We start from the raw sequence: 16,208 nt of genomic DNA on the forward strand, positions 1-16,208 counted from the left end.
ATAGTAGCTTGTACTTGTTCTACGGCAAAGCTATGGAAACCTTTGAGAGTAAGCAAAAAGTCGTTAGAACCTTCTACTCGTTTGGATGCGATGAGTGCGCCTTTATCGGTTTTGAAGATAAGGCTATCAGCGCTAATATTCTTATCGGTAATCTGTACTTTGGCTAAGAAAGGTTCTGTTTCACCTTTTACCACCGCTTTAAACGGAATGTACTTACCGTCAAGCTTTTGGTAGTCCTTACTATAGGCTTTGGTAGGGACTTCATAAGCGTATTTAGAGTCGGCTGTATTCTCAAAAGTTACCTCAATACCTTTGGCGGTAAGGGCTGTAGCCTCACCTCCTTTGCTTACGCCATTGGTGTTTTCTTTGGTAGGTTTGCCTCCTTGAGCTACTATTTGAGGTTCAGATACTTTACCGTCTTTATCTATGCGATATATATATTCTTGGGTAGAGGTTACTCCATTGGTAGTAGTGGTTACTTTTCCTTTGACAGTGGAATCATTGCCTCCAAATGGGAATACTTCCTTGCGACCGTCTTTACCTGTAACAACTATTTCACCATTGCGAGTTTCTACCTTATCAATCTCAAAAGGTACGTTTATCTCATTAGATTTTTTGCCTTGACCTATGAGGTTTTCTATGAACTGTACATTTTTCCAATCGGCATCATAAGTAGTTTTCACTACTCCGTCTGTGAGCTGGTAATCACTGTTGATTTTGACGTTTTCAAATTCTACCGCCAGCTTAGTATCGTTCAAGTAAGGCACTTTTATAAAGCCTTTACCTGAAAATACACCATTGCTACCACTCACCTCCAAAAGGGTAACCGCAAAATCACCTGCGGTAAACACTTCATTGGTTATTAAACTATTGAGAGGCTTTTGGTTTGTAATCGTTATTTTGGGTACAATTCCGCAGTTATACCCTTGCTCAGTGGTGTTGGGTGTTTTCTCTATTTTGAAAGTCTGTATATCCGAATACACATAGCTGGGAGTAATACCATAGCGTTCGCCCTCGCAAGAAGCTCCTACACGAAACTCGTACTCACCCGCCTCCAAGTCGGCGATGAGGGTTTGGGTATTTCGGGTAAAGGTCTCGAACCACTGTGCGTCTTCTACGTTTTTCTTACGGTATTGGATATGGTATTTTTGGTGCAGTGTGTGCCCTTGCCAGAGTAGTTTGGTACGACTTTTACCCTGCTGTTCGCTTAGCAAAAAGAGCGGTTTGCTACAGTTTACGGCGTAGACAAACGTGTGTACCTCGCTATAACCATCGTTTTTAAAGACACTGTTTTCTGCCAGTCCACCTGTGGAGATAGCTCTTACGCGCCACGCATAGCGTCTACCAGGGATGAGGTTGGGTTTGCTCACATCATAGACGAAGGTGGTCATTCGTAAATCGTCTTCTTTGAGTATGCGTCGGCTTACTTCAAAAGCAAAACGAGGGTCGAGGGTAGGGTCTAAAATCTCACGTAATTCAAAGGAATAGGTTACATTGGTCGCGTTGATTTGACGGGGTGTCCAACTGAAAATAATATTTTGAAAATCGGTTACAGCTACTTGCTCATTATCAGAGGGAATATTCAGAATTGGGGGGTCATTGAGCATTAGATAGGCAATGGCGCAATGACTTTGGGAGAGCCAACGACCACTGAGCACATCTTTTACCCTAAAGCAGAATGAGTACATCCCATCGGGCAAGGCAGAGGCGTATTGTTGTGAGGTGATACCTTGCAGGTTGCGCAACTGGAAGTAGCTTGCCAGCTCGGCATTGGTGAGGCGGAGGATTTCGCCTCCACTGATACGCAAGGGTGAAACGCCTGAAAGTACAGGGGCTGAGGCTGCTGTAAGTCCATTGCCTTTAATCTCTACATATAATTGTACGGGGCGGTTCTGCACACTCAAGTCGGTAGTGATGAGTTGCAGTTGTACCTTATTAGCCATTGGGTTGGCATAGTCAGCAATCTTACTACTATATGGAGGTGTGAGCACAGGCACTACCTGCACAGGGTAGGTTTGTGCTATGAGCTGCCACGTTGTGAGCAGAAAGAGGAATATGTAAGAGAATAGGCGCATCGTACTTAAGGAATGATAATGATTTTTTTACTTAATCGTTGGTAAGGAGTTTCTAAAACCAATATATAGGTAGCAGCTGGTAGTGGGTCTTGAAAATCAACCCAGTGTTCAGTAGCTGAAGCTGAGTTTTTCTCGCTCACTAATTGCCCTGTGATACTATAAAGGCGGAATTTGATAGCCCCTGCTTTTTCTAAAACTACTTTTGCTTTGAACTTGCCATCGTTAGGGTTAGGTGCTACTTCAAATTCTCTTACAAAAGCCTCATTGGTTTTTTGAGTTTTAGGTAAATCGGTAGCGGGTTCTACAATGATATTCTTGTAGAACAACTCAAAGCAATTACCTTGTGTTTGCTTGATACCTATACGGTATTCACCTTTTGCTTTGAAGATGAGAGAGATATAGTCATCATTTTTATTGGTGACTTCAATAGCTTCATTTTCGGGGACTAACCACTCAGTAGTTTCTCCTTTAGGACTACTGGTGTTTACTAATATTACCTCTTCATTCTCATAGGCTTGGGTAGTGAGTAAGAACTCAGAAGCTATTTGAGTATTTGCACTTTCAATGGTAATAGCATCTGTTGCTGTACAACCATCTTTGGTAGTTACCGTAGCCCTATAAGTACCTTTTTCGGATAAAGTTACCTGAGGTGTATTAGAAGAAAAACCATTATCACCAGTCCATAGGTAAGTAGCTTGTGGATCATTAACAGCTATATTTAAGGTAAGTGTTTGTCCGTTACAAAGCGTACGATTTCCCCCTAAATCAATCTCAAATTTAGGAGGGTTTTCGATAGTGAAAGTTTTGAAGTGAGCACAACCTTGAGCATCGGTTATTTTTACCTTGTACTCTCCTGTGGGGAGGTTGTTTATATTTGCTGTTGTAGCTCCTGTATTCCACAGATATTGATAAGGTGCCGTACCTCCCTGCACTGCAAGCGCTATAGCGGCATTATTAGCATTATGGCAACGAAGTGGGGTGATAGTACCCGTAACCGTAAGGCTATTGGGTTGCAGAACAGCCGTACTTCCTTGTACCATACATCCTGCTCCATCTTTGATTTCAACTGTATAAGGCATAGGTAGCAAGTTTTCGATGGAAGCGGTAGTAGCTCCATTAGACCACAGATAAGTATAAGGAGGCGTGCCCCCAGTAGGGGTAGCGGTAATTTTACCATCGTTACCCTTGCAAGTAGCATCTGTTTTTTGGAGGGAAAGGGTTAATTTGGCAGGTTCTTTAAGCTCATAAACAACGTCTACCACTTTAGTTACTGTATGGGTGTTGTACTCACCCAATACAATACCATTGGCATCTTGTATATTAATAGCGTATTTGCCAGCAGAAAGATTTTTGGCAGTATCAGTCTCAATAGGGAGTGTTACCCAATAGCCATTGCTGTCTTGTTTTTTCCAAGTGTAAATGTAAGGCTTACCACCATTTTGAGTACCTGTAAAAGGAGTTCCTCCTGAAGCCTCAATTTTTAGTTCACCATCCTGACTTTCATCGCGCTGACCGTCGAGATTTCGGTCTCTCTCATTGCCAAATTCGTTTTGAGAGTTGCAGGATATAGATTTAGGAATAATTTTAGCAGTTAGAGGAGGCATAGCTTCTAACTTGAAATGACTATCTTTAACTAAACAATTAGATCTTCCCATGGGGTGATTATAGTAATTTATATCATAGGCCATTAAATAATAATCTCCTTTAGGAATATTATTCGCTATGATATAGAATTTTCCGTTTTCCGTATCGTATCTAGTAATTACTTGTGAAGTTATTTCTTCTATTGTATTTCCATCTCTTCTCTCCCAATAAAAAATATATCCTTGAAAGTAAGGAAGAACAGTTCCTCCTTCAACAACCGCTGTGATTCTTCCTTGAGTAGCATTAGAAAATTTGGGTCTTATTTGTAATTCTGGTGGATAAGAAACTTTTATAGGTAAAGGAGATTTCAGCTTCACCTCCATAGTTTCTCTATTTCTATTTCTATCTCTATCTAAGACTTTTCCTACACATCCTTTTACATCTCTTACGCTAATTGTATAAGTACCTTCAGGAAGATTTGAGAAAGTATGTTTCCTTCCATTAGAAAAATCAGTCCATTCTTCATTATTTATTTTAATCTGGTATGAATTATTTCCTCCCCTCGCTGTAATAGTAATACTACCATCACTATTTTGAAAACAAAAAGGACTTTGTATATCAGTAGGGTCTTCTATATAAAATTCTACAGGGTCGGGATTTTTGATAGTAAATATAAAAGGATGCTCCTCTGTATAAGGAGTATAAGCATTTGCTGAGCCATTTCCCAAATAAGAAACTGCATAAGTTCCTGCTTTTAAATTTTTAAAAGTTAAAGTATTACCCTTTTCTAATGAATCTAATCTATAAGTAAAAGGGTCAGGATTGCCAACATTTACACCTTTAATATTGAAAAACATTTTTTCACCTTCTTTTAAAGGACGATCAAATCGTAGTGTATAGTTAGCTTTATCACCATAACAATCAGTTATGATAACATCGTTATTATCATTTTTAAGAATAGGGAGGGATTTTTTAACTGTAAAAAATACTGGATCTGAAATATTTCCACAAGATGATCTTTGTATAAAAGAAATTTTTTGACCAATAAATTCTTCCATTCTACTTCCTAAAATATCGTAAGCATTCACTTCAATAGTTGATTGTCCATTAAATTTAGACAAATTCATATAACCATCTCCAATGTCATATTGCCAATTATAATCCACAGAGCGAAATCCGTAATCAGATTCTATTTTTATTTTATCTTTTGACGGAAGATCCCCTCCATCTTTTGTTCTGATAACTAATTGAGGATAAATCTTCACTGATATAATATGGTCCCACCAATCAATTGCTTCGCTATTTTCAAAAAAATTACCACAAAAATAAATTCTTTCTAGTTTTTCAGAATCATTAAAAGTTCCATTTCCTCCACATCCTCCTACCCTTCTTTTCCAATTTCTGGAAGCAACCGACCTTAAAAGCAAGGGGCTCCAAGTAGCTGGTACATTATTTTTTTTTATCCCATAATCGGAGTAATGATTTTGGGAGACACCATTTAAATCTTGTTCTAATATCTTTCTCCTTCCTTTATCAAAGAGAATTTCAATTAGAACTTGATTTTTACATCCACCACCATAATTTTCATTATGAGCTTTTATTTTACAGTGAGATTCTATAATATACTCCCCCAGCTGTGCTTGTCCATAAATAATGGAACAAAAAAATAAAGTAAAGATCACAAATATTTTTTTCATACTTTCGAAATAAAAGAAATTTTCTTATTTTTATAAGTTTATATTTTCGTGAATTGATATACAATGGAAACCACATTTTTATTCCAGTCTTGTTCTTTTTCTTTTTCCATTCCTTTAGAAATTTTGAACATTTGATCCTTATCAGGTAATTGCACAATTTTCATTTTAAGTTCTCCTAAACGCTCTCCATTATAGATAAAATCATTACTGATAATATTCCAAGTAAATAGAATTTCATCTACTTTAAATTTATCATCTGGAATACAATCTTTTGTATTTTGAGTTGTATATCCGATTTCTCTACCTCTACCATTAGGTAAAAATTCCAAAAAAAACACAATCATCGGCTTTTTGAACTTCATTACCTTTAGATTCCAACCCAATTTCTATAATTTTCCACTTTCTAATCAATTTTTGTTCGAGGGAGTTTTTAGGTTGTTCTTGAGGTTTAGTGTCGTCTTTTTTTCCACAAGCGTTACTTACAAATACGATTGCGACTAAGGCAATTAATAAAAATACTTTTCTCATAGTGTAAGTATTTAAAAAATTAATAATTAACTTCTACTTTTTCACCTTGTGTGGGTTTGCCATTAGCTAATGAAGGTAAAAAGTAATATTCATATATTGTATTGATATGTATTTCTTTATCGGTGATGTGTTGTTGTTTTGGGGTGAGTACTTTCCAAAGAGAAGGAGTATTGCCCTTTACATTTTTGTAAATCTGTATCTCGGTTACTTTGGCATTTTTTTGATATTTCCAAAACAAAGAGATAGAACGTGCATTCCTATCGGCTACAAAATCTACGCTTTTTATTACTTTATCAGCTCTTACTGGTGCTTTTATGGTTATGGTTGCATTGTCAGCACTTGACCATAGACCTGCTTTGTCCTTTGCTTGAATGAGATACTCATACGTTTTGCTTCCTTCAGTATTTTCATCAATAAATGTGTTGGTTTCTTTGTGAAATACTTGTAACGGTTGCCATTTTTCTGTTCCTTTTTCTCTTCTACTTAGGGTATAGCTTTCTACATCATCACTTGAACTGCTTATCCAATACAGTGTTATCTTTCCGTTTTCGGTAGTGAAATTATTAAAAATAGGGGCAGTAGGCGGGTTTTTATCAGGTTTCTCAACTACTATTACTTCAGAAAAAGGAGAGCGATTGTAACGTAAATCTTCTGCTAAAATTTTGTAAAACACCTTTTTATTAGAAAGAGAGAAACTCACTGTATCACGGACTGTATTTTCTGTAATGATATGATTAAAGATATCTACAAATTCTTCTTTATCGGTATTAGCTCTCAGTACTCTATAGCCTGCCAAGTCAGCCTCTGTATTAGCTTTCCACGAAAGAGTAACCACACCTAAACTATCAATTTTTCCTTGTAACCCAATAGGTTGAACAGGAGGAATAGAATCGGATGGTTGCACTAAAGTACTATGTGAAAAATGTCGTTTTTGTTGTTTATCAACTGAGGCTATTTTGAAGTAGTTAGACGCTGAAAGTTTCTTATAAATCAGTTTTCTATCTTCTTTTTTGATATTGTCCACCACTTTTTGATAGTTCGCATCTTCTTTGGTATTGTGCCAAAGTTCGAATTTTTCAGTAGCTTTTTCAGCTTCTTTAGGGTATTCCCAAATAAGTTCTACCCCGTCGTTAATAAAATTATAATCGGATATACGAGGGACAGCTGTAGTAGCAGAAATACCTTGTACTTTTATAGGGACTGAAGGAGTACCTTTTTCGCCAAAGGCATTGATACCATAGATGCGAAAGAAGTAAGGTGTATCATTTGTTTCTAAAGTAGTCGCATAGAACATTTGTTTTTTACTTGTTCCATTCATATCTACAATAGGTGTGGAAGAAATGGGCTGAAAGTCAGTGCCGTTTTCAGAGCGTTCTATGATATAAGAAGTATATATATCTTTTAAATAGGTAATCCCCCACGAAAAGAGCACCTTTTTATCATCGGGGATAGCTGTGAAATCGTGAATTTTAGGAAGTGTTTCAACATCAGAAAGCCCTACCATCACTGCAGAAGACTCTATTTCGGGCATTCCGAGAACTTCTACCTGATAAATATAGGTTTCTCCCGCTTTTACATCGGTATCTATAAATCCCCAACCTGCTTTCTGAGCTGCTACAAAGGACATATCTGCTGCAAAAAGAGCAAAAGTATGACGCTGGTTTAGCTCCTCTGCTATATTTACAATTTTAGATATACCATTTTTACTATCTTGTTCTACAGAAAAAGATTCACCATATAGTGCCTGAGCAATGATAGCGCCATAATTATCTTTTTGAATGAAGTCTATCCAATCTTCTTGTTTATCAGGTTTTAGAGTGGCTATAGTTTGTTTTTCAGGGTTTTCTAGGAGATTACCATCTTTTTTGAGGAGTATTTTGTGAAGAACAAAGCCTCTTTGATTTGCTTTCTGCCATTCAATAGGAGTATTTACCGCCCAACGGAGCAGTATTCTATCTTTTTGAACGTAGGACTTGAGCATTACTGAAGGAGTAATATCAGACAATTGAGCAAAAGACCAATTTACTACCCAAAAGCAGATAAGAAATAAGGCTTTTTTCATACTTATAGCATATCAAAAGTATAGTAATATTTTAAATGCCACAAAATTATACATTAATTTTTTAATTACAAATATATTCTCGAATAAAATTGAAATATATTTTGTTATAAAAATACAAAACTTTGTAATTCAATAAAATATAATTTATTTCTTATTTGAAAAAGATAAAAAAACATTTCTAAAACACTTCATAAATGTATTTATTGTATTTTATTTATAGAAATTGTTTCAATTTTTCTCTATCTCACCGTTAATTGTGTAATCTAAAAGAATGTTTTTTGAATTTACTAATAAAATGTGTATCTTTGCACAATCAAATTAGTAACTTAACGTTAACATTTTAATACTTAACAACAATGATAAAGAAAATATTTTTACTCACCTTTATGGCAATAGGAATGACTGCCTGCTCTAAGTCTGACGACACTCCTACTAATAATGGAGATAACAATAACTTATGCTGAAAGAGTAGCGTGCTCTGTAATGAGCATTAATCTATCATAAGTTTCATATTGAGAATATTGTGTGCGTAACTCTCAATATAGTTTCGTGATAAAGGTATACCTAAAAGAGTAAAGGCCATAATCTTTACCTAAATTTAATTCGTCCTTTACTTTCTTAAACCTTTTAGTCCAATAATCCCGTTTATTCATTTCTTCAGTTTGCCAATCTCCTACACCAGTAGGAGTAAATAAATAATGATTAGGGCTAAGTTCTTTAAAATGTTGGATTTCATTGAGTAAAATTTCAGGTATGATTTTTATTTTTACCAACTTATTTTTAGCTCTCACGTTTAGTTTAGCACCATCAAAATTAATATCTTTAACTTGTAATCTGCAAACTTCAATAGGACGCAAAAAGTTATAAGAAACAAATTTTACAAATAGTAGTAAATCTCTATCTTTCTCTTCCATAAGAGTAAAAATATCATCTTGCTGATTTTGAGTATAGGTTTTGTTACGTTCAGGTTTAGCTTGTAACTTCTTGTTTTTTTTCAACATTATTATGCTGAATAATCTCATTCCTCTAACGTACTAAAAATGGCATTCAGTACCGCAAGAGTGTTATTTCGGTTATGAGGATTTGATTTTAATAGTACTGAATTGAGAAAATCATTTATTTCTTTCTTTGTGATATTACTAATAGGAGTATTTTCTAATCCATTACTTTTTAGGAACTTTTGAAACTGACCTACTCTATATTTGTAATCAGAAAAGGTCTTGTTCGAAACGCTACTTTTCTTTAAGTTTAGAGTAAAATCAAGAGCTGAAATCACTGTGTAATCATTGTTTTGAACAATGGACTTAGAGCTAATTTCAGGTTGATCAGCATTAGGAGTATAGCCACTCTCCAAAATATTCTCTATGATATTTCGCAAAGAGTGGATTTTTATATATCTGCTATCAAAATCCTTGTACTCCTGGTTTATCTTAAAGAAGATAGAAGGCTGTTTTATCATTTTGCCGTCTTCATTTCTGAAATAGTAATACACATACCAACGTTTATGCTTTTTCAGAATCTCTTCTTTTTCTCTTTCAGAAAAAGCTGAAAGCCGTTTTTCAGAAATAATTTTAGGATAGATTTTGGGGATAGAATATTTCTTCTTCTCCATAAGTTCTTTCAATTTTGTATACTCGAAAATATACTCGGTTTTATACTCGCTTTGTATAAGTTCATAAAGTGTAGACATAAAAAAATACGCTTTAAAGCGTATTTTTATTAGGTTTTAATTTTGTAGCGAAGACGGGATTTGAACCCGTGACCTTTGGGTTATGAATCCAACGCTCTAACCACCTGAGCTACCTCGCCATTAATCTATGTCTTTTCTCTTTTGCGGTTGCAAAGGTACTACTTTTTTTTATACTACCAAAGAAATATTTATTTATTTTTGATTTTGAAATATGAAAAATATAAAAGTAATTAATTATCAAAAGATTATAAAATAGAAAAGCATTACTTATCCTTGATTTTTTCGGGGTTTGAATAAAATTTTATATCTTTTTTAATTTGAAAATAATGAAAAATACCTCCAAAATTTGAATTTTGGAGGTATTTTTAGTTTGAGTATAAGTTAAGAAACAGCAGTACTTGCTACAAAAAAAGTAGCTAAAAGGATAAGGAAAATAAGACCTATTAGAGAAATAGCAAGTCCTGCAATAGCTAATCCTCTAGGTGTTTTGGTAACGCCTATTCCTGATAGAATAAGTCCTAAAATCCAAACGATCCATCCTAAGAAAGGAACCCATACTAAAAAGATAGCTATTAAAGCTAATATAAAACCAGCTGTACCTATCCCATTACTATTAGAAGAATGGGTATTTTGGATAATGATAGTAGGAGGATTGTTTTCTTTAGCAACTTGTTGAGTTTGTTGCTGTGCCTGAGATACTGTTTGCTCTTGTGTTGAAGTTGTATTTTCTTCCATAAAAACTGAAAATTAAAATTACTTCCCTACTCTGTTAAAGGCTTTTCGGGTTATCGCCTTTTGTTATTTAACGTGAGTTCAATGTAAGTAATTTATTGATTTTCATAGTTGTAAATCAGTGTTTTGTTATATTGAACTGACATTATTTAATATATCGGTTGCAAAGATATGAAATATTATTATACGATGGAAAAAATATTTTAACAAAAAATTAGGTTTTAGATATAATAAAGTCTACTACTGTTCTGTTAAAAAAAAAAGGAAATCCTTTTTAACCAGCTAATTATTAGTAAGTTATATTGATTTTTAGTCGAATGTACTTGAATATATTTTGTTTATATTGCAAATAAAACAATCAGCTACGTGTTAAGATAATTACATTTTTATACAACTAACATCTTTTTTCAATTGCATTAAGCTTAATATAATAGTTGATAGCTATTCTGACAGCATATATGTTAAACATTATTCTTGTTGGAATCTACTTTTTACTATACTAAGTAATCGCGAAAGTTTTCGTGGTGTATTACTATACCTAAAAGTAATAAGACTTATAAAGTTTTGTGTAGAAGAAGAGAAAATGTGAATTAATTTCTTAAGTCAACTTTAGAAGGCTAATCTTTATAAGAATCGTTGAAAAATAGGAGTATTTTTTAATGGCTTAAACATTTAATAAAAAAAGAGGCTATTCGAAGAGTTTTGTTTTGCGAGGGTGATTTGCTAACCCTCTATAATATAACTAATAATAATTGATTATCAGTATAATTAACTTTGCCAAAGTTTTACACTTTGGCAAAGTTTAGTGTCATAAAGGCAATTTTGAGACTTTTGGGTAAGCCTCAGTATAGTCTAATGATTTGTTATTTTTGTTATTTAACCAAATTTACTATCTCATTTACTATTTGCAATTCTTCATTAGTAGGGATGATAAGTATCTTCACGCGGCTATCAGCAGCTTGAATCTCTACGGGTTTAGTAGGATGATTGAGTTCTTCGTTTTTTTTCTCATCGAGTTTGATTCCGAAGAAATCCATATTCTTACAAGCAAATGAACGGGTAAGAGCATCGTTTTCGCCCAAACCTGCGGTAAATACAATGCTATCCAAACCATTAAGAGCTGCTGTATAAGCGCCTATAAACTTCTGAATGCGGTAGCCGTACATCTCATAGCAAAGAGCAGCATTGGCATCACCTGAACGATATAGAGCTGCTACATCACGAGCATCAGAATGTCCTGTGAGCCCAAGCATACCACTCTTCTTGTTAAAGAGTGTTTTCACTTCTTCATAGTTCATACCTAATTCTTGTCCCAAGAAGAAAACTACTGAGGCATCTATCTGCCCAGTGCGAGTTCCCATAATGAGTCCATCGAGTGGTGTAAGTCCCATTGAGGTATCTACACATTGTCCTTTTTCGTTTACAGCAGCCATACTCGCTCCATTTCCCAAGTGAATAGTAATGTTTTTGATATGTGGGTTGTTGAGGTATTTACGAGCTTGAGCGTCTACATATTTATGACTGGTACCGTGGAATCCATAAGCGCGCAATCCGTATTTTTCATAGTATTCATTAGGAATGGCATAGCGGAAGGCTTTAGCAGGCATTGTTTGATGGAAAGCAGTGTCAAAAACCGCTACGTGAGTAGCTTTATTAAAGAGTTTTTGTGCTACGCGTATCCCTTCTAAATGTCCTGGGTTGTGCAAAGGTGATAGTGGAATAAGACGTTTGATTTCGGCTACTACCTCATCAGTAATTACAGTAGGTTGTACAAACTTCTCACCTCCGTGTACTACGCGGTGTCCTACCCCTTTAATATCGCTAGGGTTGTGGATAACGCCCACTTCAGGGTCTGTAAGAAGTTCAGCTACCAAATTCATACCCACTTCGTGAGTAGGAATAGGTTGTTCTTTCTTCACTTCTATCTCTTTGCCGTTTTTTACAGCCACATATTTCACGTAGCTACCGTCAATATTGATGCGGTCTACAATTCCTTTTGCTTTTGACTCTCCTGTTTTAGAGTCGATAAGCTGATATTTGAGAGATGAACTCCCTGAATTAATGATTAATATTTCCATTTTAGTCTTTTGTTATTAGTCGTTAGTTTCCCCCTCTTTTAGAGAGGGGGTAGGGAGGATATACTAAAATTCCGATTGTATTGCAGTGATAAGTACAGTGTTGTAAATATCAGGGATAAGAGCCCCACGACTGAGGTCGTTTACAGGTTTTTTCAAACCTTGTAACATAGGGCCTATGGCTAAACCTCCTGTTTCACGTTGCACCGCTTTATAGGTGTTGTTACCGGTGTTAAGGTCTGGGAAAATAAGCACATTGGCTTGTCCTGCCACGGGTGAATTTGGCATTTTTTGTTTTCCTACTTTAGGGTCTACCGCAGCGTCATATTGTATAGGTCCTTCTACGAGTAGCTCAGGGCGACGTTCTTTTACAAGTGCTGTTGCTTCACGCACTTTGTCAACATCGGCACCACTACCAGAATTACCAGAAGAGTAGGAGAGGAGGGCTACCTTAGGTTCAATACCGAAAGCAATAGCAGAGTCGGCAGAGCTGATAGCAATATCAGCCAACTGTTCAGCGGTAGGGTTAGGCACTACGGCACAGTCGCCATATACCAATACGCGGTCGTGCAAGAGCATAAAGAATACAGAGGAAACGGTGTTTACCCCTGGTTTAGTTTTTACAAATTGCAAAGACGGACGGATAGTGTGAGCAGTAGTATTCACTGCTCCTGATACCATACCATCGGCATCACCGAGGAATACCATCATTGTACCGAAGTAAGATGCATCGAGCATTAGATCTTTAGCTTGTGAAAGTTCCAAACCTTTGCTCTTGCGCAATTCGTATAGTTTTTCGGCATACGCCTCATACTTATCACTTTCAGCGGGATTGATAATACTGATACGTTCTTCGTTCCATTTCAAGCCCAAAATGTTTTTAGCGCGTGTTTTAATAGTTTCGGGTTCTCCCAAGATAGTGAGGTAAACGAGTTCATCTTCGGCTAATTGTGAGGCAGCTGTAAGAATACGGTCGTCAGTACCCTCAGGGAGCACGATGCGTTTTTGTCCGGCACGAGCTTTCTGTACCATATTGTATTGGAACATACGAGGGGTAATAGTTTCTGATTTGAAAGAAGCGATACTGTTGTTGAGTTTTTCGGCATCTACATTTTCATCAAATAGTTGAAGAAGCATTTTTACCTTTTCAGTATTTTCAGGGTAGATATGAGCTTGGGTATTACCGATGATGTTAGCAGTTTCGAAAGTATCAGTTTTAGCTACCATTATAGGGATATTTTTCTGGATACCGTCGAAAATCTTACTCATAGAAGGGTTGAGAGGTAGGTCGCCGTAGAGCACTACCCCTTTGATGTTAGAGAAGTTAGAATAGTTAGCTACCAAAGAACCTGCTATGAGGTCGATGCGGTCGATAGGGAGTACTGCCAAAGTATCTTCGTTTAGCTTGGCTAAATAGTTAGATAACTGCATAGCCCCTACAATAGTGCGTTTGGTGGTAACGTCGATATTATCACCTTTATAGAGGAATTCAGCATTGAGAGCGTTAGCAATCTCGCGAATGGTAGGGCGAGAGAGTTCTTCTTTGCGCGGAATAATGGTAAAAGTAGTATCGCTGAAGCGCTGTTCTAAACGGTTGATAGTAGCAGCAGTAGCATTAGTAGCTTTGTTTACAAACACGCTGAGTACGCGAACATCTTTTTCTATAAAATTGTTTAGTGTAGCTTGTACTTGGTTAGCGAGTTCATCTTCTGAAGAAAAATTATCTTTAAGTACTACCAATGCAGGAATGTTGAGACTTTGAGCTACTGAAGCATTGAAGTTTGCATCGAAATAGCTATCGTCTACAGCACTTGAGCTATCGACTAATACAAAGTCAAACTTACTTTCTAAGGCTTTGTATTTTTTGATGATAGTATCATACACTTCGCCTATATTACCTTCGTTTTTAAGAGCGATAACCTCTTGACGTGTGTAGGCATAGGCTTCATCATAACTCATATCGAGTTTAAAATGTTCTAAAACAGTTTCGATGAAAGTATCTTTTTTAGATTTACTTTCTACAATAGGTCTAAAGTAACCTACCTTGGCAGTGTTGCGCATAATCATTTGCAAGACTCCCAAACTCACTACCGACTTACCACTATGGGTATTTGCAGCAATGACATAAACAGATTTATTCATTTTTTATTTACTTTTTAGTGTTAAATGTTATAAGTTGCAAAGGTAATAATATAATTTAAGAAAACAAGCGAAAAAGGTATTTTTATTTTTAATACCTAAATAATTCATTTTAATTTTAGATAGAGATAGTTGTTATTTTCTTTTGAAAAACACTTGGTTACTTTAGTTAACTAATATTTTACAGTTGGTATCTTGAATAGAAGATTAGTAAAAATAACTTATTGATTAACAAATTAGTCTTGTGTTTTGAAATTATTTTGTACTTTTGCCTGCTGAAAATAAATGTAACAGATGTTAAAAAGAATATCCCCTTATACGCTAATAATGCTTTCCTTTTTTGCTTTGATAGTGTTAGGAGCTTTACTGCTGATGATGCCTTTTGCACACATAGCAGAAAAAGACCTATCTTTTTTAGAGGCATTTTTTACAGCTACTTCGGCAGTGACAGTTACAGGGCTTTCGGTGATAAATATTGGGGCTACATTCACTATTTGGGGAAAACTTATCTTGTTAGTGCTCATTCAGTTTGGAGGATTGGGAGTGCTTACTATTTCTTCTGTTTTGGTGTTACTTATAGCTAAACGTATTGGATTTTATACTAAACGTTTGGTTGCTGAAGGGCTCAACCACAACAAGACTTATGATATTTATGCGATTACTAAGCGTGTAGTGCTTATAACTCTACTTTTTGAGGCTGTAGGGGCGTTATTTTTGTTTTGTTCATTTATTCAGGACTATTCCTTTGCGCACGCATTGTTTATGGCGGTATTTCACTCGGTTTCGGCATTTTGTAATGCTGGGATTTCGTTATTTTCTAATAGTTTTGAGGGCTATACCTATAATATTTTTGTGAATGGGGTGATTGCTTTACTCATTATTTTTGGAGGTTTAGGTTTTACTACTATTATTCAATCGTATGAATATTTACGCAAAAAGCGTCGGAGGTTGGATATCAATTCACAGTTTTCGATTATTACTACAATTATATTGCTTTTAGCGGGGACTTTTCTGTTTTTTACTTTGGAATACGGTAATTATTACACTTTATATGGTAAGAGTACTTTCAATCGTTTGCTTATTAGTTTTTTTCATTCGGTGAGTTTGCGTACAGCAGGTTTTGATACCATTCCGTTAGAACATTTGAGTAGTGCTACTATTCTATTTTGTGTAACTTTTATGTTTATAGGAGCCTCACCTAATTCAACAGGTTCTGGGGTTAAAACTACTACTATTGGTATTTTGTTTTTAGGGATAAAAACAGCGTTGTTTAACAAGAATTATATTGAATTTTCTAAAAGGCGTATTTCTTGGAAACTTTTTAACAAAGCTTCAGCTCTTGTTTTTATAGCGATGATGTATGTGCTAACGATGATTATCGTTCTTACCGCTTTAGAACCTAACATAGAATTTACCAAAATAGCTTTTGAGCTTATTTCGGCATTTAGTACTTGTGGGCTTTCAACGGGAATTACTCCAGAATTGTGTACTTTTTCTAAGTTAATATTGATTTTTACGATGTTTATTGGTAGGGTAGGGCCTCTTACTATTATGCTTGCCTTTTCAAGACCACGTGCTGAAGGAAATTACAAATATCCCAAAGAAAATATTTTAATAGGATAGATT

General features: G+C 35.6%; 11 protein-coding genes, 1 tRNA gene and 1 pseudogene. 2 read left to right on the top strand and 11 right to left on the bottom strand.

Annotated elements, in window-relative coordinates:
* The 9 genes and pseudogenes from JMN12_RS12075 to JMN12_RS12110 all read right to left on the bottom strand — a co-directional run.
* Positions 1 to 2,075 (bottom strand): annotated as a pseudogene (locus JMN12_RS12075) (hypothetical protein); the annotation flags it as partial.
* Between the two features lie 5 nt (positions 2,076 to 2,080).
* Complete coding sequence (locus tag JMN12_RS12080) at positions 2,081 to 5,356, bottom strand: T9SS type A sorting domain-containing protein (protein WP_203139502.1); 3,276 nt, start codon at positions 5,354 to 5,356, stop codon at positions 2,081 to 2,083.
* A gap of 38 nt (positions 5,357 to 5,394) precedes the next feature.
* The gene (locus JMN12_RS12085) at positions 5,395 to 5,685 is read right to left on the bottom strand and encodes a hypothetical protein (RefSeq protein ID WP_203139503.1); all 291 of its coding nucleotides are present in this window, start codon (positions 5,683 to 5,685) and stop codon (positions 5,395 to 5,397) included.
* Positions 5,669 to 5,884 (bottom strand): hypothetical protein, encoded by a 216-nt coding sequence (locus JMN12_RS12090; protein ID WP_088594354.1) that lies wholly within the window; start codon positions 5,882 to 5,884, stop codon positions 5,669 to 5,671. Before JMN12_RS12090 ends, JMN12_RS12085 begins: the two co-directional genes overlap by 17 nt.
* Positions 5,885 to 5,903: 19 nt before the next feature.
* Positions 5,904 to 7,946 carry a fibronectin type III domain-containing protein gene (locus tag JMN12_RS12095; RefSeq protein WP_203139505.1) on the bottom strand — a complete coding sequence of 681 codons (2,043 nt, stop codon included), beginning with the start codon at positions 7,944 to 7,946 and terminating at the stop codon, positions 5,904 to 5,906.
* A gap of 536 nt (positions 7,947 to 8,482) precedes the next feature.
* The gene (locus JMN12_RS15350; RefSeq protein WP_238423908.1) at positions 8,483 to 8,947 is read right to left on the bottom strand and encodes a tyrosine-type recombinase/integrase; all 465 of its coding nucleotides are present in this window, start codon (positions 8,945 to 8,947) and stop codon (positions 8,483 to 8,485) included.
* Positions 8,948 to 8,964: 17 nt separating this feature from the next.
* The gene (locus tag JMN12_RS15355; RefSeq protein WP_238423909.1) at positions 8,965 to 9,636 is read right to left on the bottom strand and encodes a phage integrase N-terminal SAM-like domain-containing protein; all 672 of its coding nucleotides are present in this window, start codon (positions 9,634 to 9,636) and stop codon (positions 8,965 to 8,967) included.
* 45 nt (positions 9,637 to 9,681) lie between these two features.
* Positions 9,682 to 9,755 (bottom strand) — tRNA-Met (locus JMN12_RS12105).
* A 262-nt stretch (positions 9,756 to 10,017) separates the two neighbouring features.
* Positions 10,018 to 10,371, bottom strand: a complete 354-nt coding sequence (locus JMN12_RS12110; protein WP_203081351.1) for a hypothetical protein — start codon at positions 10,369 to 10,371, stop codon at positions 10,018 to 10,020.
* Positions 10,372 to 10,756: 385 nt separating this feature from the next.
* On the opposite strand from JMN12_RS12110, the gene JMN12_RS15605 reads away from it, so the two are divergent.
* A complete protein-coding gene (locus JMN12_RS15605; RefSeq protein ID WP_410494248.1) occupies positions 10,757 to 10,957 on the top strand; it encodes a hypothetical protein in 201 nt (66 codons plus the stop codon).
* Between the two features lie 283 nt (positions 10,958 to 11,240).
* Here the strand turns inward: JMN12_RS15605 and JMN12_RS12120 are convergent, their stop codons facing one another.
* A complete protein-coding gene (locus JMN12_RS12120; RefSeq protein ID WP_203081352.1) occupies positions 11,241 to 12,446 on the bottom strand; it encodes an acetate/propionate family kinase in 1,206 nt (401 codons plus the stop codon).
* A 63-nt stretch (positions 12,447 to 12,509) separates the two neighbouring features.
* Positions 12,510 to 14,585, bottom strand: a complete 2,076-nt coding sequence (gene pta / locus JMN12_RS12125; protein WP_203139507.1) for a phosphate acetyltransferase — start codon at positions 14,583 to 14,585, stop codon at positions 12,510 to 12,512.
* 291 nt (positions 14,586 to 14,876) lie between these two features.
* Between pta and JMN12_RS12130 the strand changes: the two genes are divergently transcribed.
* Positions 14,877 to 16,205: a TrkH family potassium uptake protein gene (locus JMN12_RS12130; protein WP_034555982.1), complete on the top strand. Its 1,329-nt coding sequence runs from the start codon at positions 14,877 to 14,879 to the stop codon at positions 16,203 to 16,205.
* Positions 16,206 to 16,208: the final 3 nt, after the last annotated feature.

This window comes from Capnocytophaga genosp. AHN8471 (assembly GCF_016806945.1).
GTDB classification, from domain to species: domain Bacteria; phylum Bacteroidota; class Bacteroidia; order Flavobacteriales; family Flavobacteriaceae; genus Capnocytophaga; species Capnocytophaga periodontitidis.